The 22,254-nt window shown below is 48.1% G+C and carries 8 protein-coding genes and 1 CRISPR repeat array; of the genes, 4 read left to right on the plus strand and 4 right to left on the minus strand.

The window, feature by feature from the left end; translation table 11 throughout:
- Positions 1-65: 65 nt before the first annotated feature.
- On the plus strand, positions 66-635 hold the full coding sequence (locus J2W69_RS03005) for an outer membrane protein (protein WP_310274424.1): 570 nt from the start codon (positions 66-68) through the stop codon (positions 633-635).
- A gap of 240 nt (positions 636-875) precedes the next feature.
- Positions 876-1,679: a CRISPR direct-repeat array (repeat unit 37 nt; unit sequence GTCTTAATCCCCTTAGTTGGCGGGGCAGTGCTTTGGC).
- A gap of 443 nt (positions 1,680-2,122) precedes the next feature.
- Here J2W69_RS03005 and J2W69_RS03010 read toward each other — a convergent pair.
- The 3 genes from J2W69_RS03010 to J2W69_RS03020 form a co-directional block, all read right to left on the minus strand.
- The gene (locus J2W69_RS03010; RefSeq protein WP_310274426.1) at positions 2,123-4,213 is read right to left on the minus strand and encodes an amidohydrolase family protein; all 2,091 of its coding nucleotides are present in this window, start codon (positions 4,211-4,213) and stop codon (positions 2,123-2,125) included.
- A gap of 218 nt (positions 4,214-4,431) precedes the next feature.
- Positions 4,432-4,833 carry a hypothetical protein gene (locus J2W69_RS03015; RefSeq protein ID WP_310274428.1) on the minus strand — a complete coding sequence of 134 codons (402 nt, stop codon included), beginning with the start codon at positions 4,831-4,833 and terminating at the stop codon, positions 4,432-4,434.
- A 103-nt stretch (positions 4,834-4,936) separates the two neighbouring features.
- Positions 4,937-6,904, minus strand: coding sequence for a type II and III secretion system protein (locus J2W69_RS03020; protein ID WP_310274430.1), 1,968 nt, complete (start codon positions 6,902-6,904; stop codon positions 4,937-4,939).
- Between the two features lie 326 nt (positions 6,905-7,230).
- Between J2W69_RS03020 and J2W69_RS03025 the strand changes: the two genes are divergently transcribed.
- From J2W69_RS03025 to J2W69_RS03035, 3 genes are all read left to right on the plus strand, one after another.
- Entirely contained in the window at positions 7,231-7,917 is a 687-nt protein-coding gene (locus J2W69_RS03025) for a response regulator (protein ID WP_310274432.1), read from the plus strand.
- Positions 7,918-7,973: 56 nt separating this feature from the next.
- On the plus strand, positions 7,974-9,209 hold the full coding sequence (locus J2W69_RS03030; RefSeq protein WP_310274434.1) for a sensor histidine kinase: 1,236 nt from the start codon (positions 7,974-7,976) through the stop codon (positions 9,207-9,209).
- A gap of 388 nt (positions 9,210-9,597) precedes the next feature.
- Positions 9,598-10,521: a chemotaxis protein CheV gene (locus tag J2W69_RS03035; protein ID WP_310274436.1), complete on the plus strand. Its 924-nt coding sequence runs from the start codon at positions 9,598-9,600 to the stop codon at positions 10,519-10,521.
- Between the two features lie 126 nt (positions 10,522-10,647).
- Here J2W69_RS03035 and J2W69_RS03040 read toward each other — a convergent pair whose 3' ends face one another.
- Entirely contained in the window at positions 10,648-22,254 is an 11,607-nt protein-coding gene (locus tag J2W69_RS03040; RefSeq protein ID WP_310274439.1) for a non-ribosomal peptide synthetase, read from the minus strand.

A 22,254-nucleotide genomic window follows, 5' to 3' on the forward strand; every position in this document is an offset into this window, starting at 1 on the left:
ACTAACAAACTCATTTCAGATATAAAACCGCCGCGATTATTGCACTAAATAAAATAGGACGTTTTATGTTGTTTAAAAAAATGGTGTTGGTTGGGGCTTTAGTAGGTAGCTTTGCAGTTCAGGCTGAAATGCAGAACTTTTACTTTGGTGGTCAGTACAACAAAACTACGTTAAAAGCCAGTGGCGGTGATTCTTCTGTGGATTTTGGCAGCCTGACCGCTTTGGCTGGTTATTCATTCAATGATTATTTTGCAGTAGAAGCCCGTGTCGGCACTGGTGTAAAAGATGAATCTGACCGCGACGGCGACTACAGCGAAAAATTTGGCGTCGATCTGCAAACTATGTTGCTAGCCAGAGCCAACTACAGTTTGTCTGATGCTTTTTCAGTTTTTGCTGTTGCAGGCTACAGCAAAACGGATTTTGGCTACAAAGCAACTGGTTCGACATTCTCTTTTTCAGAAACGGATACGGTCAATGGTATTGCTCTGGGTCTGGGTGCTGAAGTTAAATTTGCCAACAATTTTGCTGTGAATCTTGAATACATCCAACTGCCGGATGAAACCTTCTCTGAAGGGCCTTATGAGATAAAAATTAAGTCCAGCAATCTGTCTGTTGGCCTGAATTACTACTTCTAAAAAGCTCCTCTAAAGCCAGAACATCAGTCGGATGTTCTGGCCACCTTAGGTGCAGATTCTACCTGCTACACATTTTTTCAGATCCCAGACGTACAGCTAAGCTAATCAGATCGCCTGAAGCTATAGCCTCAGATTGAGCCTAGGGGCGACCTTTATGGTCACCCGCAGAGGATTGGAAATCGTGTATTTTTAAGGTAGTGCTTTGGCCCAAGAAAGGGCGGACCGAAACTATGAAGAAAAGTCTTAATCCCCTTAGTTGGCGGGGCAGTGCTTTGGCAAATAGAGTTGACGTCTCGGCATATGTTAGATGTCTTAATCCCCTGATTTGGCGGGGCAGCACTTTGGCCCTAATGCGTGCAGGATTCAGGACCTGACCCCCAGTGTCTTTCGTAGTCCAGAAGCCGTATTCGGTCTTAATCCCCTTATTTGGCGGGGCGGTGCTTTGGCGTTGATGCAGAGTATGATCTTAATTTTGCTCTGTCTTAATCCCCTTAGTTGGCGGGGCAGTGCTTTGGCTAAAATGAATGATTTTTCAAATAGGGTGAGTGTGTCTTAATCCCCTTATTTGGTGGGGCAGTGCTTTGGCAAAAACACTACAGTAGAAGAGGCAATTGAAGAGTCTTAATCCCCTGATTTGGCGGGGCAGCACTTTGGCCCTAATGCGTGCAGGATTCAAGACCTGACCCCCAGTGTCGTTATTAACGGTGTAATAAGAAGCTCGGTCATCATGTCTTAATCCCCTTAGTTGGCGGGGCAGTGCTTTGGCAAGATACATATGGCGTGAAGGCGTTACACCTGAGTCTTAATCCCCTTAGTTGGCGGGGCAGTGCTTTGGCTTGGCAAAACGGCAAGTGGCAGGTATCAGCTGCGTCTTAATCCCCTTAGTTGGCGGGGCAGTGCTTTGGCTTGCTTGGAATGCAATAAATGCGCTGTCACCTGGTCTTAATCCCCTTAGTTGGCGGGGCAGTGCTTTGGCGCCAGAGGATTACACCGAGACCGAGCTTAATGTCTTAATCCCCTTAGTTGGCGGGGCAGTGCTTTGGCTCCAAGCTGTTTTTTCTTTTAACAAAATCAACAGCTTGCAATCAAATTTATCGCACTGTTTTATAGGTACAAAGTTTGCTATTTTTTTAACGCCTTTGTAACTGTTTTTTAAAGAGCATTTCGTTTCTCTGCCAAAGCCTGATCACTATACGTGGCTGAACTATTTATTCAATAAGTTCCTCGATTTTGGTCTGGATTTCACTCCAGTGGCTCATAATAAGCCATTACCATACTATGCAATATGGGCCGAAGTCAGGCCGTGAAGACAACGGGCGACCATAAAGGTCGCACCCTACAGTTTCTGTGGAATATGGGCCGAAGTCAGGCCCGTTAAGACATTTGGATATCATTCGGGTAGCAGTTGAAGTCTATGCAAAATGTGCCGAAGTCAGGCCGTTAGGACAGCGGGCGACCATAAAGATCGCCCCTTGTTTCTATGGAATTTAATGCAAATGCCGGTGTCCTTGCCGGGTTTTGCCACCGCCTTGTGCTGTTTCTGTGGCAAAGTCGCGGATTTTTACAGTCTCTTTGACAAAAGGTTCTATACCCAGTTGGCGGTATAAATCCGAAGGCACCATGGCTTTGCCCTGGGTGATCACCAGCGCCAGTTTACGGATATCGCCGATGTTTTTGGTTGGGTCGCCATCGACCAGCAATAAGTCGGCGTCAAAACCCACTTTAATCTGGCCTTTGTGCTGTTCCACTTTGCTGTAACGGGCACCGTTTAGGGTGGCGACCTGTAAAGCTTCGGCTGGCGTCAGGCCGGCTTTGACTAATAACTCCAGTTCACCCTGTAAGGTAAAACCTGCCAGTTCGTCTGTGCCTGCTACCACAGGAATGCCGGCTTTGTACATCATGCCTACAAACTCAACCATTTTGGCATAGGATTTGGCATAACGCTCTGCAGTGGCTGCATCAGGAATATCCAGTTCAGCGCGGGCATAAGAGCGCTGAATATCAGGCGGCAGGTGTGTGACTATAGCGCGCCAGGGTTCACCCACAGTGCCGTCGGTTTTTTTCAGGAAATCAAAAGTCGCCAGTGTGGGATCAACAGTGACCTTGTTGGTTTTAAGCAACCGGATAAAATCCTGCACTGCTTTGCCCTGTAAATCTAAGTCGGCCACTTGTTGGGCAGGCAGGTAGAATCTGTCTAAGGTGCGGGTGTCTGTGTCGGCTTTGACTAAAAAATTCAGCATCAGCTGATTAATATGCTGAATTTCATCAAAACCTGCTGCTATGGCGTCTTCGGCTTTTAAAAATGCCGGTACATGACCGCTGACCCGCAAACCACGGCTATGGGCGTAAGCTACAGTGTCTTTAAGGATCTCTTTTGGAAAGGAGTTGTAAATTTTCAGCTGCGGATAACCATGGGCCGCATACCAGTCGATTGCATTTTTGGCTTCGGGTAAATCTTTAATTACAAAACCATTGCGGGCTGAAAAGGCGCTTTCACCTTCGAGAAAACCTGTGGGCACTATGGCTGGCGCTAACAGCTGATCGGCACTGATTTCATCCATCATTTGCTGCAAGGTGGCGTTGTCATTGCCCATATCCCTTAAGGTGGTAACACCTGCGGCCAAATGCAAAGGGCCTTCCCAACGGGACAAGTGGCCATGCATATCAAACAGGCCTGGTAACACAATACGGTTGGAGGCATCAATTTCATGTTGTACCGGGCTCTGTAAAGTTCCGGCTGGCACTATGCTGGTGATTTTGCCCCGCAGCAGGTAAATATCGCTGCTTGCGCTTAGTTTCAGGCTTTGGCTGTCAAAAATACGGGCATTACGAACCACCGTCAGGCCTTGTAACTTTTTCGGCAATTGCGCCAGCTTTTCAAGTAAAGCTGTTTCTGCCTGCTGCTGGATAGTCAGCATGGCTTTGGCATTGTGCTGCCAGCCTTCTTCAATCAGAGTGAGGTAACCAGGTGCTAAATAAGCAAAAAGCCTGGGGTTTTCGCCTTGGGTGGCCCAGACAAAGTTAGGTTCAAAACCTATTCCTGTTTGCACCAGCAATTGAACCTGTTGTTTTTCGCCGCCGTTATCTACCATCAGTTCGCTGACGACTTGCTGGGTTAAAGTGCCGCTGGGTAATAAAGGCAAAGAGTTTTTGCCGCTTTTCGCCATAGCAGCTATGGCAATAGAAGACAGATAAGGCGAGCCGTCGACCGGCAGATACAAGGCGTTGTTCTGGTAAGGCGCTTTGTGTAGCTCCTGGCCTGTGCTCCAGCTGGCGTTATTGCCTTCAACTTTAAAGCTTTCATTAATGACAGAGCCAAAAGTGGTATTGCCTTTGGCCTGATAGTCCTGAATAAAACCTTCTTTGTTTAAGCTGATTTTTTCATCCAGTTCAGGGCCACGGCCATTGTCTTTAAAAATATAACGAACGCTGATGTCACCGCTGTCACTGATTTTGACTATCTGTTCGCCGGCTTTGACGCCGTTGTCGACCAGAATAGTGTAAGAATACTGTTTATCCGCCCAAACCGGGCCTGAGCAAGCTAACAAAGTCAGCAGGCTTAATGCTTTGATTTTCATATGAGTTCCATGATTTTTGTTCTGCCGCTGACAGCTTAAAACAAATTAAGCTCAGGCCAAATAAAAATTAAAGCCAGGGTGATAGTGAAAATCAGAAGCAAGGGCTGAACAGAGTGCGGCAGGAAGTACAAAAACAATAAGCGGGTTGCCGGAAAAATACGCAACCCGCTGAAGATCAGAGGTTAACTCTGTTCCCTACAGGGCTTCAGACAAAACAATTATTGCTTGGTGTATTCGGCTGCTGCAGGGCCTTTTTTGACGACTTTGTAACCTACTTTGGCTTCCATTTTTTCGCAGATGTCAGAGCTTTCACCCGGATTGACAAAGCCTTTGTTACCTACGTCTTCACATGTCCAGCGTTTTACTTCCTGCCAGTTCATGGCTTTCAGCTCAGCAGTAGTTTCAATTTTTTGCTTCATTTTGCTGATGGCTTCATCACATTGCTTTTTGTATGAAGCATCTTTGGTTCTGGCTTCGTATAACAGGCCTACTTTACCTGCTGTATCTGTTGAAATAAAACCGCAGAGGCGTGAGCCTGACTGAGCATGAGCCTGGCCTGCAGTTAATAAAAGCACTGCTGTTGCAGCAATAGATAACGTGAAATGTTTCTTTAAGTTCATTGTGTAACTCCGGTTGTGGTTGGGCGGGATGAGCACAACTTCCAGCGATCAAGTGTTCATCCTGTGAAAAAACTCCAAAATAAATACATCAGGTCGTGCTGATTTAAGGTTCAGTCACCTCTTGTAAAATGTTTTGCATCCGTGGCAAGGCAAACCAGTCATCCAGTTGGATATCATGGGTTCTGGCGTTAAAAGCACGAACTTTGCGAGACATAGGTTGAGTACGGGCCATCAGATCAGGCCATTTTTCGCTGAGTTCTTTGTGGGCCAACTGGCGCAACTCTTTCATGCTTTCTGCAGGCTCTTCGGCTTGTATCTCTGAGGTTTCGGCGCCTTGCAGTGTTCTGTCGTAGCTTGGCACCCTTCGTGGGGTGATCAGGATCAGCACAGATTTTTTATAGGACTGTTGGGTATTTCTTGAAAACAGGTTTTTTACACCCGGAATATCTTTAATCAAAGGCACACCTGAACTGCCGGAAATGACTTCACTTTCCACCAGGCCGGATAAAATCAGGGTTTCATTGACTTTGACACTGCTGGCGGCGGACACCGTATTTCTTGAGGTTTGAACGGATTGCGAGAAGGTGGAAGAGCCGGTGATAGGTTCAAAAAAGGTGCGGGCGGCTTTGACGTTCAACAGCATATGTTCGTCGTCAATAAAAGTAGGGGTAACCGACAGACTGACCCCCACATTGATTTGATTAAATGAACTTGAGCCACCATCGCTGCCAGCCAGCCCCACTGCAATATTTGATCCTGAGAAAAACTGTGCAGACTGCCTGTCCAGCACCAATAAGCTGGGGCGGGCTACCACTTCGGTGGTTTGTTCTGTCACATTGGCAATATTCAGCGAATAGGCAATAGCACCGCCTGCTGAAGTACCCAAACCTATATCTCTGGTTAAGGTGGTGTTGGTGATGCCGGGTTCACCTGAGGTGGTAGTGGTTACTTTATTGGTGGTGTTCTGAATGCTGACCGCCAGGTTATCCAGCAAATTTAACCCTGTGCTGGAGGTATTAAGCTGGTTGTTGCGCAAAATCACCACATCAATGACCGCCATTTGTGGCAAGGGCCGTCCTAAACAAGGTGAGGGCAGGCTGGGCAATACTTTGGTTTCATCCACTGCCACACCTTGAGTTGGTGAATCGTCTGAACCTGAATCTGTGTCTGATGTTTCTGCAACTGGTGTCAGGCGTTGTACACAGTCAGACCAGGCATACATCACCGGGCCTGATGCATCAGTTGTCTTTACTGAAGCTGCGGGCTGAGGGAGAGGCACTATGTTGCTCTTTTCATCAGGCAACTGGCTCGTATCATTGAATTGATACGAGCTTTGCCACTGTGTCAGACGTTGACTGAGTTTTTGCTGGTCTTGTGCATTGAGGTTCTGCTGCACACTCTGGTACAGCTTTATGGCGTCAGCCGTTAATCCGGCTGAACTGTAAATAAGAAGGGAGATCCGGTTTGTGGTGGCATCCTGAGGCGCAATGTTTTGCAGTCGTTGTACTGCCCATAATGCCAGTTCAGTTTCACCCAGATAATAAGAAGCGCTGGCCAGCAACTGTAAGGATTCCGGATCAGCGGCATCCAGCTTCAGGGCGTAGGCCGCAGCAAGCTGAGCTTGTTTATATTTTTTATGTTCAAGGTACAAATGAGCCAGCTGTAACACAGCGTTTTGTGAGTCGTGCTGTTGCTCCAGTGCGATCAGAAAACCGGTTTCAGCCAGTTCAAATAAATCCCGTTCACCATGGCGGCTGCGAATTTGATAGGCCAATGCATTGGCTGTATGTAAAGCCGCATTGTGCATATCCAAAGAAATAGCTGTATTAAAGGCCTGATTTGCTTTTGTTGCATTACCCTGGGTTAAAGCCGCTATACCTTCAGTCAAATTTTGTTGCACAGGACCATAAGGTTTTTGCAGGTAACGTTGGCTGGCAACTGCTTCAGCACTCAGGTGACCGGATTGACCAAAAGGAGTGGTGTTGGCTGTACAGGCCACTAAGCTACAAACCGCCAGTGAGAGTGCAAAAGGGTACAGCTGTCCCGGTGGAAACGGACCTCGTTTTAGCATGGGTACAGCTCCTCTGGCCTGATAAACACATTGGATTTCGAGTAACCCTGTGTTTTATCCTGTGGCGCTTTTTGTTGTTTTGCCATCTCGACTGACATTCATCATAGGCGCTCAGTCAGGAGTCAGTCTGTCACTAGAACTAGTGACAAATTGAAGGCTAAACAACAATTTAGTTAGGCTATACTCGACTATCTGTTTGGAGTACTACCCAACAGCACTGCTGAGCAGCATTTGGCAACGACAGTGAAAAACAGAGTGTTTTTCCTTTACGCCGATAAAGTGATAAACAAGGATAGCCTTTTCATCTTTTGAGGTAGTTTTCTTCTATGCCGCAGCAAATTAATCCGTCCGTTGTGCGAGTTGCCTTAGTGGATGACGACACAGGTTTTCAGACGGCGGTTGCAGAAGCGCTGAAATTGGCGCCAGATATGGCTTTAGTTGCAGTCAGCGGAACTCTGTCAGCAGGTTTAAAACTACTCAAAGCGCCGCCAGTAGATATATTAATTGTCGATTTGGGTTTGCCTGATGGTTCTGGTATCAAGCTGGTGCAACAGGCTTATCAGCAATGGCCTACCTGCAACATTATGGTCAGCACCACCTTTGCCGATGAATCCAATGTGATGAAGTCGCTTGAAGCCGGGGCCACTGGCTATTTATTAAAAGACAGCAGCCAACAAAATTTAATCAGTGAACTACGTAGTTTGCACTCGGGTGGCAGCCCTATCAGTCCGCTGATCGCCCGTAAAATACTGATGCGGTTCCGGCCAGATCAGGCATTGATGAATAAAGCTCCTGTGAAGGCGGATGACAGCTGTGTTACGCTTTCAGCCAGAGAACAGGAGGTATTGGAGTTAATCACCAAAGGTTTTACCTCCAATGAAATTGCGGCTTTAATTGCCGTCTCTCATCACACTGTACTGACGTTTATCAGACGTATTTACGCCAAGCTGAAAGTAAACTCTAAAACTGAAGCTATTTATGAAGCGAGGATCCAGGGGTTACTGGATAAATAAGCTGTTGTTTTTAATCACAAGAGTGAAACTTACTCTGTACTGAGCTGAGCCTGAATATGCATAACCCGTTTCGTCTGGCAGAACCACAGATCTTGCAGCAACAACTCACTTTGGTCATGCGGCACTTTCGCAGCACTCTGGTGATCATTCCCATTTGTTTGTTGGTATGGTGGACACTTTCGAATGAAGTCAATACGCCTTACCTGCACTGGTGGGCGGCTGGGGCTGTTTCATCCAACCTGCTGCTGCAACTCTACAGCTGGTATTGTCTGAACCGCACAAGGCTTGAGGTGAAAATCCGGCGTAAAGCCATGATATATACCGTACTGCATCTGGTTGACGGTTGCACCTGGGGGCTGCTGAGCTGGCTGGTACTTAGTAATGTCAGTGACGTTGAAGGCATTTTAGTGATGGGGGTTTTTGCCGGCATGTTAGGGGGGAGTCTGGCAACCTTGTCGCCTGTTCCGCTGTTTTATCTTGCTTTTGCCTTGCCGCAAGTGACAGGTATCATTTCTAAGCTCTGGTTTATGGAAGACATTATTTACCATTCCTTGGCTATGGCGGGTTTTCTGTACTTTTTTGCCTTGCTGGGCCAGCTGTTGAACAGCACTAAAACAACATTGTCCGCTATTACCATGACCTTTGAACTGGCCAACAGCAATGCAAAATTGCGTGCTATTGAAAAATCTCAGACGCTGGAGCAGGAACGACAAAGGCTGATGCAGGAAATGCATGACGGCTTAGGTTCGTCTCTGGTCAGTGCCTTACGAGTGGTTGAAAATGGCAAAATGCAGTCGGGTGAATTGGCTGGTGTACTGAAAGATTGTATCGACGATTTGAAACTGGCTATTGATTCAATAGAGCCTGTCGATGACGATTTATTGCTGCTGCTGGCCACTTTGAGGTTTCGTCTGGGGGCCAGGCTTGAAAATACCGGCATTCGTTTGCAGTGGAAAGTGGCGCAGATCCCGCCGCTGGATTGGCTTGATCCCAGAAGTTCGTTACACGTTTTACGGATTTTGCAGGAAGCTTTCACCAATATTATTAAACATACCAAAGCCACAGAAGTGACGCTAAGCACCCGTCTTGACGCGGATTCTGTGGTGGTTACAGTGACTGATAATGGTGGTGGGTTTGAACTGACTGACGCCATTCAAAGCGGTGGCAGGGGGCTTGCCAGTCAATTACACCGGGCTAAAGCTATTGGTGCAGAGGTGAGTTGGTTGTCAGACAGCAAGGAGACCTCTGTGATGTTAAAACTGCCGGTAAAACAGAAATATGAGCCTGGTTAGCTGCATTGGTTTTTGTCTGGTTTTATTCCCCTTGTCACAGTCTGAGCCCATTACTTTATTGATATAAAGTTTATTTTTTCCGCTGTTTATCTGTGGTATGCCAGCTATGCTATTAACTCATTCGCATTTTTTCTGTTTTGTAGTGTCAGCTCTGTGGGTACATTGTTGCTAAATTTTAGTTTTTATCGTATTTTTCATTTTGAGGCGGTAAGCTATGATGCAGATCAAGAGTGTCACCAAAAGCTGTATGTATAATAAAGCGAGCCTGGGTTAAAATAAAAGTTAAGTAAATCTGATATTTAGTCGATTAGCTAAGTCAGTACTACTCTGTGTTGGTGCCATAAAGCCTGTCTGGGCGACAAAATTTTAGTAAGAAGAGGTGTATCGTATGACCAGTTTGATGAATTCAGTAGACCAGCGCACCAATATTGTCGGTCAAAATCGCCTCGAACTTCTGATGTTTCGTCTGCATGGGCCTCAGCCTTATGGCATTAATGTATTCAAGGTGCGTGAAGTAATACGTTGCCCTGAACTCAGCGAATTGCCGGGTGCCAATCCTCATGTGCGTGGCATAGCGCATTTACGTGGTGTGCCTGTGACAGTGATAGATTTAAGTCAGGCCACTGGTGGTAAACCTATTTCCGATTTATCCAATGCTTTTATTCTGGTGACTGAATACAACCGTAATACCCAGGGCTTTTTAGTCGGTGGTGTAGACCGTATTGTTAACGTGAACTGGGAGCAAATTTTACCTCCGCCTCATGGTGCAGGCCGTTCACATTATTTAACTGCTGTGACTGAAGTAGATAAAAAGCTGGTGCAAATTATTGATGTGGAAAAAGTATTTTCCGAAATATCTCCGGTAGATGAAACTGTCAGTGAAGCAGTGAAAGACAAAGCTAAAAACGCAGACTTTAAAGATTTAACTGTCTTAGTGGCAGATGACTCAGCTGTAGCCCGTAATCAGGTAAAACGTGCTTTATCTACCATAGGTATTAATGTTGAAACTGTGAATGATGGCCGCCTGGCGCTGAATTGGCTCGAAGCCAAAGCGCAGGAGTTGGGCGGTGATATCTCAGGCAAAGTCCCGCTGATTATTTCTGATATCGAAATGCCGGAAATGGATGGTTATACCTTAACAGCTGAAGTAAAAGCCAATGAGCATTTACGCCATGTGCATATTATTCTGCACTCCTCTTTAAGTGGCGTTTTTAACGAAGCCATGGTGAAAAAAGTCGGTGCCGATCAGTTTATTGCCAAGTTCCATCCGGATGAGTTGGTGTCGGCAGTACAGCAGTGGATGAATAGCTAAAATACCAATGCCAGCGGGCGACCCTAAAGGACCGCCCCTACAATAATTCTGATGCCAATTCATCTGTATCCTGCAAAAAATGTAGGGGCGGGGTTTATCCCCGCCCCTTTATTGATACCGCTGTGCCTATGGACTGGCAGTGCCAAGCCCGGCCGCGACACCCAACACCAAAGCCTCTGCCAGTTCAGTTGTCAGCGGGTCAAAATGTCCGGCCTGGTAAGGTACTACTTCAACTTTGGCCGCAAAGTCTTCAATAAAGTTAGCCGGGGTCCTCAGATAGGCCTGTTCTAACAGCTGCAAATTCTCCGCCAATTTACCGCCGGAAGGACAGGATGCCTTATACAACCTGACTTTGCTCTGCACTTGAGTTGAGGGCAGATGCCGGGCGTTGATATTCTGACTGCTGTCGTAACTGACCAGCAGTGTATCCAGCTCTGGTGAACCCAACCGGGCTTTATTCAGACTGAAATAGCTGTCGATCAGTTGCACAGATCCTGGTGTTTGCTGCTGTTTCTCCAGCAAACGACAGACTTCAAGTGCCAGTACACCACCAAAACTCCAGCCAACAAAATGCCATGGACCTTGTGGTTGCAGATGTTTAATCAGCGGAATAAGCTGCTGAGCAAGCTCAGTGAAACTTGTTAACGCAGCTTGTCCGGCATGCTGCTCTGCTAAATAACGGTAGAAGTTATTGAACAAAACCACACGGGTGTTGGGCAGCTTTTGAAGCAAAGGCTGATAAAAATCAACACTATCACCTTCACCTGGCGGAAACACAAAGACTGTGTTGGCTTGTTCTCCCTGGTGCAACTGGTACGGAGCAAACTGCGGGTAATCACAAAGCGATGGGAGTACAGGGCCTTTGTGCTGCAAGCAATGGTCAATCAGCTGCTGCAGACGCTGTTCCAGACAGTGGGCAAGCTGGTCGCTAAACTGCTGGCCATACAAGGAAGTGCAGGAAAATCTGAGCTGCTGATCCTGAAACACAGCCAAAATACTCACAGGGTCCAGAGCATCCTGCTGTGATGGATAATTAGCGCCACTGGATTCAGCCAGGATCTGCCAGTCATCGGCAGCGTTACCCGCATTAATTTGTCCCAGATAGTTAAAGCTCACCGCCAGTTGTTTTGCCTTAGCCTGGCGGTAACAACCTGAGCTGATATAGCTCTGGCCATAGCCTGAAGCGCGTCGCAGCGTTTCTTTGTTGTAATGAATGTTGTGTGCCAGATCGTCAGTCGCAGCTAACAGCACAGGATAAAAACTGGTAAACCAGCCTAAAGTCCGGTTCAGGTTCAGACTGCTGTTAGTCGTTTGGCGGCCATGACTTTCCAGCAGCACAGCCTGATCGGTATTGCCCCAGATGTCCCGCAATGCCAGGGCTAAAGCCGACAACAATAACTCGTTGATTTCAGTCTGATAAGCCAGATGAGCCTGCTGCATCAGCACCTTCGATTGCTCTTTTGTCAGTTGCAACTGCGCCTGGGTACTATTTGTGATCGCAGGTTTTTTTATTTCAGGCAGAGCCGCACAAAAGGCCTGCCAATAAAACGCCGGATACAGCTGTGGTGCTGCCTGTTGTTCTGCGACCCATTGCCGGTAACTGCTGGTTTTCTCTGGCAATTGCTGCTGTTGATAAAGAGCTTTTAAGTCTTCCACCAGCAAACGCCAACTGACTGCATCAATCAGCAAATGATGGCAGGCAAAAAACAGCCGTGCGCTTTGATCCGGGTAGTTGTACAGATAAGCCAGTTTAAACAGCGGGCCTTGTTCAATATCAAACTGGCTTTGCCATTTTGATAATTGCTGCTCCAGCTCCTCTTCTGTAACGGCTGAGCGGTCCAGTTGTTCGATATGAAACTGCGGCAAATCGGCCAGATAAGACTGCTGGTAGCCATCAGCCGTACGGCTGAATCGGACTCTTAACATATCGTGATGCATAACCAGTTGTCTGGCCGCTTGCAGCAACAGCTCTGGCTTTAACGGCTGCACTTTAAGTAAAAACGACTGATTCCAGTGGTTCTGGTTAGCTATCTGACCCGACTGCACCAAATCAAAAAACCAGTGCTGAATGGGCAACAACTCAAAGCTACCGCTGAGTTGCCCTTGCTCTGCAATCATTTCCTGTTGCTCTTGTTGTTGATCCAGCAGTAGCGCCATGGCTTTTAAACTGCGGTGTTGCATCAGGTTTTTCACAGTGCAGTGCCAGCCGGCTTTTTTCAATAAAGCCGCAAGCTGCATCACCAGTATGGAGTCGCCTCCTGACTGGAAAAAATCATCATTGCGCCCGACTGTGACATCACCCAGTAGTTGTTGCCAAAGCATTGCCAGTTGCTTTTCTGTGGGGGTGGCAGGACAAATATAACCGTGTTGTAGTTGTGGCAAAGGCAAAGCCGCTTCATCTAACTTGCCATTGCTGGTCAAGGGCAATTGCGGCAGCCATAACCAGTGATCGGGTTGCATAAAATCGGCCAGTCGTGGTTTTAGCTCTGCAACTATGGGCTCTATATCGGGCTTTGAGCTCACCAGATAAGCCAACAACTGATCACGGCCATTCACCTGATGCAGCTTCAGCGCCACCTGCTGCACATCTTTATGGCTTAGCAACTGCTGCTCTATTTCTGCGAGTTCAATACGATAACCACGTAATTTAAGTTGTTTGTCTTTACGGCCCTGAAAGACCAGTTGGCAGTTGTCTTTATCGCCCTGATGCCAGCGCACCAGATCACCGGTTTTATACAAGCGATCACCGGCAATAAAGGGGCTTGGAATAAAAGAGACCAGGTTAAGCTCTGGTTGATTCAGGTAACCTCTGGCAACAGCTACACCGCCAATATAAAGCTCGCCTGTCACTTCAACAGGCACAGGCTCAAGTTCAGAGTCCAGCACATAAAGGCTGATATGGTTCAGCGGTAAACCAATGCCAGCGGGCTGAGTCAGGTCGACTTTCGCCAGACTGGAGGTAATAGCAGCTTCAGTGACACCATATTCGGCATAAATTTCAACATGACTAAAGCGCTGTAAGGCGGCAGAGCTTGCAGCAGCACCGCCATAAATCAGATACTTCAGCTTGGGAAAACAATCTGGCTGCAACAGATCCAGCACAGCACCGGATAAAATCAGATGACTGACGTTGTGCATACTGGGCTGGTTAAAGTCTATTTCTTTACTCAGCAATAACTTAGCACCAGAGAGCAGCGCATTCATAATCACAGCCACAGCAGCGTCAAAGGCATAAGACAGGCCAAGATAAAGCACAGAGCCAGGACCTGTCTGGTATCTTTGCCGCTGTTGCAGCACCGTATTAAGCACAGACTGATGCTCAATAAGCACACCTTTAGGCACACCCGTAGTACCAGACGTGTAAATAACATAAGCTAAATCCCGCTCTGACAACAGAATACCAGGCGCAGTCCTGGCCTGCTGCGACAGATCAAGCTGGTCCAGATAAAGCATCTGGCATTGCTCTGGTAAATCCTGCTGGCCATGCTGACAAGCATCAGAAAGGCTCAAAACCAGCTTAGCTTCGGTGTCTTTGAGTATATGCTGCAGGCGTTGTGAAGGAGTTGCAGGCTCAACTGGCACCCAGGCCGAACCTGTTTTCAGTACGGCCAGAATAGCCACTATCATCCAGATGGACCGTGGCAGCAATAGAGCGATCATCTGCTGCTTTTCACCAGCCAGTTGCACTAACTGATGCGCCAATTGGCTGGATAAAGCATCCAGCTCTGCATAAGTCAGCTGTTGATCGTCCAGTTGCACGGCTATCTGCTGTGGATAAGCGGCCACCTGAAGTGCAAATAACGCATTGAGTGTGGTGTTGTACTCTTTCGCTGAATTTTTATCTGAATGGGTCTGTTGCCTGTCGCCCAGTGCCAGCATAGCCAGTTTTTGCTCTGTAGTAAGCAAAGACAGCTGGCTGTTCTGGCTTTGAGGTGAGTCGACCACTTGTTGCAGCAGATTCACAAAACCTTGTTGTATCAGCACAATACGTTTTTCGCTGAATAAAGAACTGGCATAGTTCAGTACGCCGCTGATCTGTTGATCGCGCAGCTCCAGCTGCAACGACAGATCGTATTTGGCAGTGCATCCGCCAGCAGGCAAAGGGGCAGGGCTTAACCAGTCCAGTGTTGAGGCTTTTTCCGCAAAAGTCTGGACTGAAAACATCACCTGAAACAGCGGGTGACGGCTTGCGTCCCGCTCTATGGACAGTTGCTCCAACAGCTGTTCAAAAGGCAAGTGCTGATAACGCTGTGCTTCGGTATTTTGCCGGCTCACTTGCGCTAACAGGGCAGGAAAGTCAGCCTTTGGATGGATGCTATGGTGCAGTACCTGAGTATTGACAAAAAAACCTATTAAGGCATCAGAGCCAGGCAGTTGGCGATTGGCCATAGGAGTGCCCAGCAGTATGTCCTGTTGCCCCGTCAGTTTATGCAGGGTTAAGCTCCAGACGCTCAGCAACAGGCTATAAACAGAGACCTGCTGCTGTTTGGCTAACGCCTGCACTTGGGCGGATAAACTCTGGCCCAGGCTAAAGTGATAGTCAGCGCCCTGGTAATCAAAGGTTTTTGGTCTGGGGTAGCAGGGACGTAAATCCAGCGGTGGCACCTGGTTTAAATTCTGCCAATAGGGGTTCTGCTCAAGCGCCACGGGCTTTTGTTGCTGCCAGCGCGCATAGTCACGGTACTGGTAATCCAAAGGCGGCAGAGTATGGTTTTGTTGTTGGTATAAGGTATCCAACTGACTAAATAACAAGTCCATACTCCAGCCATCAAAAGCAATATGATGCAGCAGGATCAGTAAATAATAAGTACCGTCGTCAAGCTCAAATACAGTGGCACGAATGGGCAGTTGCGCCTCAAGCACAAAAGGCATCTGCACTGCAGCCTGGATCTGTTCCGGCAATTGAGCGGCCTTCAGTTGGTGATAAGCCAGATGAAAACGTTCAACAGACACCAGTTGCTGCCAGGCTTTGCCCTCATGCTCTTCAATGACGGAGCAAAGCAGCTGTTGGTGCTGAACTAAGCCAGTGAATGCCTGTTGCAAACGAGCGACATCCAGTGTTTTCAGCTGCAGTAACATAGGAATATGATAAGCCGTGCTTTGTGGTTCCAGCTTATACAAAAACCACAGCCGGTTTTGTGAGAAAGACAACGGAGCTCTGTGGTTATCAGGCTCTGATACAGGTAGGTGTTGCTGCTTGCCTGTGCTGTTGCTTCTGCAGTATTTGATAAGCGCAGCAATAGTTCTGTAGTGAAACAAATCGGCCACAGCCAGCGGCCAGGCGGCCTCTTTGGCTAACTTATGGCACAGCAGCAAGGCTTTCATGGAATTACCGCCTAAACGGAAAAAGTCATCCGTCAGGCCCACCAGATCCAGTTCCAGCACCTGTTGCCATATCTGGCAGATCTGCTGCTCAAAGGCCGTTGTTGGCGCCTGATACTCTGCTGCTGCCGTTTGATCCCGTCTTGGCTTTGGCAATGCGGCTCTGTCCAGTTTGCCATTGGCCGTCAGACTAAATTGTTCAACCCGGATATAAACTTCAGGCCACATATAATCAGGTAAATACCGGGCGACGATCTCTGTCAGTTGCTCTGCACTAAGCTCAGAATCGGCCTGATAATAGGCCAGCAGATAAGCGTCACTCTGTTGCTCTTGCACGGCCAGCACCAGAGCCTGATGTATGCGGCTGTCTTGTTGCAATGTGCTTTCAATTTCTGCCAATTCAATACGATGGCCACGAATTTTGACCTGAAAATCAGTCCGGCCTTTGTATTCCAGCTGACCGTCCAGTCTTTGTTTCACCAGATCACCGGTTTTATACAGTCGCTGCTGGCTCTGTGGGTGAATAATAAAACGCTCTGCCGTCAGCTCCGGCCTGTTCAGATAACCCCGGGCTAATCCGGCACCACCGATAAACAATTCGCCAATCACACCAGAAGGCAGGAACTGTAACTCTGAATCCAGCACATAAATCTGCTCATGCGGCAAGGCGTTGCCAATCAGCAGCGGATTGTTGTCTGTATTGTTGTTGTAAAGATGGCAGGTACTCCAAATCACAGTTTCAGTAGGACCATACACATTCACCACCTGGGTAAACTGCTGTTGTAACTGTTGTAATAAGTCATGATCCAGTGCCTCACCACCAACCAGACAAGTGACAGCGCTGAAATCAGCTCCCTGCATCGCCAGCAGGGTACGTAACACCGAAGGGGTCTGCTGAAGCATATTAATCTGTGGATGGCGTTGTAAATCCGGCACAGCGTTTTGCAGATCGGATAAATACAAAGTGCCACCACGCAGCAAGGGTAGACCATACTCCAGGCCAAAAATATCAAAAGTGACAGAGGTTAAAGAGAGCAGCTGTACCTGCTGATCATCCGGTATATAAAGCGGGAAGTTCAGCAAAAAGTCAGTAAAGCTGTGCTGTTCAATCATCACACCTTTGGGCTGGCCTGTGGTGCCTGAGGTATAAATCACATAGGCCAGATCTGTGCTGCTGGCGTAAAGCGCTAAGGCGGTTTTGGGCTGGTTGTGATGCCTGTTGCTCGCTGGGTTATAGAGCTCAACTTCAGTTGCTAAGTCTGTTCTGTCGGTCAACAGCAGGCGGCACTTTGCATCCTGCAGCATAAACTGAATGCGCTGCAGCGGGTAATCCGGGCTGATGGGCACATAAGCGGCACCGGCTTTGAGTATGGCCAGTATCGACAAAATAAGCTCTGGCCCTCGTGGCAGCAACAAAGCAACTAAATCACCCCTGTCGCAGCCTTGCTGGCGTAACTGATGGGCGAGCTGGTTGGATTCTTGATCCAGTTGCTGATAAGTCCAGCTGTGGTTTTGCCAGACTAAAGCCTGTTGTGTCGGCCTTTGGGCTGCTTGTTGGTAAAATAATCCGGCAAAACTGGCGCTGTTGTGCTCAGGAGCTGCTGCTTTTGTTTCGGACAAGACCCGTTGATCTGCAGCGCTAAACCACTGCAGTTGAGCAATTTTGGTCTGAGGTTGCTCTGCTATCTGCTGCATTAACACCAGATAACGTTCGGTCAGGCGCTGCATAGTGTTTTTATTAAAAAGCGCAGTGGAAAAGTTAAGCGCTCCAAGTAACTCTTCACCTTCATCTTTGATATACAAAGACAAATCGTATTTGGCGACCTGATAAGTTTCGCCTAAATCAAAGGCAGAAAAATAGTCCGATTGGGCTGTATCCTCAAACTGGTCCATCGAAAACAGCAGCTGGAACACCGGATGACGGGATTGATCCGGCTGCAGCTTCAGTAGATCAATCAGATACTCAAAGGGCAGGTCCTGATTCAGTTGGGCTTCTGTGACCCTGGCCACCACATGCTCAAGCCATTGCTCAGCGCTTTGATCGGGCTGTATCTGCAGGCGAAGCGGCAGGGTGTTGACAAAAAAGCCAATCAGTTGCTCTGTGTGCTGATGATGCCGGTTCGCAAAAGGTGTGCCGACCAGGATATCCTGCTGGCCGCAGTACTTATGCAGCAGTACAGCAAAACCTGACAACATCAGGCTATATAAGGTGCAACCACGAGCAGCTGCCAGCGCTTTTAACTTAGTGGTTAAAGCAGCAGGAAACTGAAACAGCAGGTTATCACCGGCATAACTGAGTTTGGCAGGGCGTGGCTTATCCAATGGCATCTGCAGTGGGCTTAACTGGTGCAACTGCTGCTGCCAGTAGTTTAACTGGGAGTCAAACTGACCTTCGGCAAAAGCCTGACGCTGCCAGTGGCCGTAGTCCTGGTACTGCAGTGGCAACTGAGCTAACTGCAGAGGCTGGCCTTTGCAGAAATGATGCATGGCCTGTTCCAGCTCTGCCATAAAAAGGCCATGGCTCCAGCCGTCAAAAGCGCTGTGGTGAATGTTGATCAACAGCACTGTGTTTTTTGTGTTTTCTATGTTTTGGCCTGACGTCAGTTCAAAACACCAGGCTTTGATGGGGATGTCCTGTTCTAAGTTAAAGCAGTAGTTGACGCAGCGCTTAAAAGTTTCGGCAAACTCATCGTCAGCAAGCTTCAGGGTTTCCAGCCTGAAGCTGTCTGTGGTTTGTAGTAGTAAATGGGCTTGTTCATCTTTTTGCCTGATCAAAGAGCGTAATACCTGATGCCGTTCTACCAGCAGCGTCAGGCTTTGTTGCAACTGCAGGGCCGAACCTGTCTGCACTTGTAACGCAACAGGAATGTTGTAGGCTGTATTGCCTGCATCGTATTGATGCAAAAACCACAGCCGTTGCTGAGCAAAAGACAAGCTGGGTTCGGCCAGAAAACAGGGCTGTATAGCCCGCTGCTGTTGACTATTCTGCTTTAAACTGAGGTTTGAATTTTGCTTTATATTCAGTAACGCGTTACGAATGTTTTTATCGGCAAACAGCCGTGCTACAGGGTAGTGGGCCTGCAACAGTTCGGCCATCGCATGAGAGACACTGATCGCCAGTATGGAGTTGCCACCGAGGCGGAAAAAATCATCTTCAACTCCCACTTTGTCTAATTTCAGCACCTGTTGCCATAAAGCACAGAGCTGTTTTTCCTGCTCTGTGGCTGGTGCTACATACTGCTCTGTTTTCAGTTCTGGCTCTGGCAGAGCCTTGCGGTCCAGCTTGCCATTTACATTCACCGGAAAACGGCTCAGGCCAATAAAATGCTCAGGCACCATATAATCGGGCAATTTTTTTAATAACAAAGCACGCAGCTGATCCGCTTCTGGCATGGCTTCAGTTTGGCAATAGGCCACAAGCTGGTCTTGTCCTGAGGCTTGTTTGACCATCACTAAGGCCTGGCTTATCTGTGGCAAAGCACAAAGCGCCGCTTCTATTTCACCCAGTTCAATACGAAAGCCACGTAATTTCACCTGAAAGTCATTGCGGCCCAGATACTCTATATTGCCGTCAGCACGCATTCTTACTCTGTCACCGGTTTTATACATACGCCGGCCAGCTTGAGCATTGTCTGTGGCATGGTAAAAAGGGTTAGCTAAAAAGCGTTCAGCTGTCAGCTCCGGCAAATTCAGATAACCACGGGCTACGCCATGGCCTGCAATATAAAGCTCGCCCGCCACGCCTTTGGGCACCAGTTGTTGGTTGTTATCGAGTATATACAACTGGGTATTCTGGATGGGTTTGCCAATAGGCACGCAGCGCAGTTCGCCCTGACAATAAAAATAACTGGAGTCTATGGCCGTTTCTGTAGGGCCATATAAATTATGCAGTTGGGTGTTTTGCTGCTGATCCAGCTGCTGAAATTGCTGCACTGTGGCGACAGGCAGCGCTTCGCCTGAACAAAAAATATAACGCAACGACGATGGAATAATGCGGCCACGGCGTTGCAGATCATCCAAAAAGGCCTGAAACATGGTAGGCACAAAATGCAGCACTGTGATCTGTTGTTGTTCAATCAGTTGGTACAAATAATCCGGATCTTTATGGCCTTCAGGCTCTGCCAGCACAATTTCAGCGCCATAAGCGTTGGCCCATAGCAGCTCCCACACCGACACATCAAAAATATATGGGGTTTTTTGCAGCACTTTATCCGAAGCCGTCAGCGGGTAAGTGTTTTGCATCCAGTCAATACGGTTCAAAAGGTGCTGATGTTCCAGCATCACGCCTTTTGGATTTCCTGTGGTGCCAGAGGTATAAATAATATAAGCCAGCTGATCGCCATCAATCTTGTCTGGCAAGCTGTGCTGTTGTGCCCTGTTCTCTGGTGCCGGTACCTCTGGCGCCGGTTGGTGCCATAACCCTGTATCGGCCCAAAGCACCGGAGTGGAACCCGACAGCGCTGTGACTTTGTGGCGCAGCGCCTGATGGCTTATTAAAGCTGCGGCTTGGGTGTCCTTTAAAATATAATCCTGGCGCTCAAGCGGGAATTCAGCTGCTACAGGCACATAAGCGCCACCGGCTTTATGAATAGCCAGAATAGCCACAATCAGCTCCAGCGAACGTAACATCAGCAACGCCACCAGTTTGGATGGCGAAGCCTCCAGCAGGGGGCGCAGCATTAAGGCCAGTTCAGTGCTGCGTTGATCCAACTGCTGATAGCTTAAGCTGTCTGAGACAAAACTCAGGGCTCTGTGTTGAGGTGTTAAGCTCACCTGATGAGAAAATAATGCGGTGACACTGGATACATCAGGTAAAGCCTTGGCCGTATCGTTGAGTTCCAGCAGCAGATGCTGTTGTTGCGGCTGGCTTAATAGCTGCAGCTGGTTTAATGGCAAAGTGGGCTTTGCTAACAACAGCTTTAATACAGTCTGATAATGCGCCAGCATCTGTGCCACAGTGCTTTGATCAAATAAAGCTGTGGCATAGTTCAGTTCCAGCGTTAAGCCATCTTTGGCTTCAGTGATAAAAAGCGATAAATCATATTTGGCAACCTGATACAGACCTTCAGGGGTCAGCAGGCTGAACTCCTGCTGTTGGGCCTGTTCATCGGCCTGTTGCACTGCAAAAAACACCTGAAACAAAGGATGGCAGCTTGGATCCCTGGGTAACTGCAGTTTTTCTACCAGCAAATCAAAAGGCATATCCTGATACTGCTGGGCAGAAATCAGGCTCTGGTGCACAGAGCGCACCAGTTCAGTCAGACTGATGTCTGCTCTGGTTTGGCAGCGAATGGCCAGGCTGTTGACAAAAAAGCCAATCATATCGCTGGTGCCCGGGTAATGACGGTTGGCTGCTGCAGTGCCAATCAGCAGATCGTTTTGCTGGCTGTATTTGTGCAATAACACAAAATAAGCCGATAAGGTTAAGGCATAAAAACTACAGCCTAAAGAGCGGGCTAATTGATGCAGGCTTTCTGAAGTGCTGCTGTCCAGTTGCAACTTTACCGTGTCGCCTTTTGCATCAAAAGTCGCGGGTCTGGGGCGATCCAGAGGTAATTCCAGTGTCTGCACGTCGCTGAGTTGGTGTTGCCAGAATTGCCATTGCTGCTGTTGCAGCTCACCTTGCAGCAGTCGCTGCTGCCACCAGGCAAAATCCTGATACTGCAAAGTCAAAGGGGCTAACTGAACTGGAGTACCCTGACTAAAGTGCAGGTAAAACTGCTGAAACTCGTGCAATAAACAAGGCAGGCTCCAGCCGTCTACGGCTATATGGTGCAAAGTGATCAACAAAATCGCTTTGTGGTCCGGTCGCTGGTAATAACAAGCCCGCACCGGCAATTGTTGCTCCAGCACAAAAGGCCTGGACAGTTCTTGCCGCAGCAGATGATGCAATGCATCTTGATCAAGCTCTGGGTGCAGTATCTGGTGGTTAAACTCCAGTTCTGTCGCGGCTTTTAATACACCTACAGGTTCAGCGCTTTGCCGTATCAGCACAGTACGTAATACCTGATGCCGCTCCAGCACGGCCACTAAAGCCTGCTCTGCGGCAACAGCGTTTTGTGTTGAGTTGCCGTTTTGCATTTCTAAGATAAGCGGCACATTGTAGGCGGCGCTGTCTGGCTCAAACTGCTGTAAAAACCACAGCCTTTTTTGTGCAAAAGATAAAACAAAGGGCTGCTGGTTGGTTGGATAAATTACAGGCAACTGCAGGCTGTCCGACAGCACTCCAGCACCTTTTAGCAAGGCGATCAGCTCAGTTTTGTGTGGTTTGATTTTCGCCAGCCACTGATCTTTATCCGCCAGAGGCTGGCGAATAGAAAATTTCAGTTTGTCCTCAACGCCTTCCTGCTGCTCTACCCATAAAAAAATGCCACGCTCATTGATCTGATATAAAAGCTCTGTTAGCTGCAT

The sequence above is a fragment of the Rheinheimera soli genome (assembly GCF_031457405.1).
Lineage (GTDB): Bacteria > Pseudomonadota > Gammaproteobacteria > Enterobacterales > Alteromonadaceae > Pararheinheimera > Pararheinheimera soli_A.

Excerpts from the sequence above, each read along its gene's own strand:
- J2W69_RS03035 (WP_310274436.1), top strand. The coding sequence starts at position 9,598 with ATGACCAGTTTGATGAATTCAGTAGACCAGCGCACCAATATTGTCGGT.
- J2W69_RS03025 (WP_310274432.1), top strand. The coding sequence starts at position 7,231 with ATGCCGCAGCAAATTAATCCGTCCGTTGTGCGAGTTGCCTTAGTGGAT.
- J2W69_RS03030 (WP_310274434.1), top strand. The coding sequence starts at position 7,974 with ATGCATAACCCGTTTCGTCTGGCAGAACCACAGATCTTGCAGCAACAA.
- J2W69_RS03020 (WP_310274430.1), bottom strand. The coding sequence starts at position 6,904 with ATGCTAAAACGAGGTCCGTTTCCACCGGGACAGCTGTACCCTTTTGCA.
- J2W69_RS03015 (WP_310274428.1), bottom strand. The coding sequence starts at position 4,833 with ATGAACTTAAAGAAACATTTCACGTTATCTATTGCTGCAACAGCAGTG.
- J2W69_RS03040 (WP_310274439.1), bottom strand. The coding sequence starts at position 22,254 with ATGCAGCTAACAGAGCTTTTATATCAGATCAATGAGCGTGGCATTTTT.
- J2W69_RS03005 (WP_310274424.1), top strand. The coding sequence starts at position 66 with ATGTTGTTTAAAAAAATGGTGTTGGTTGGGGCTTTAGTAGGTAGCTTT.
- J2W69_RS03010 (WP_310274426.1), bottom strand. The coding sequence starts at position 4,213 with ATGAAAATCAAAGCATTAAGCCTGCTGACTTTGTTAGCTTGCTCAGGC.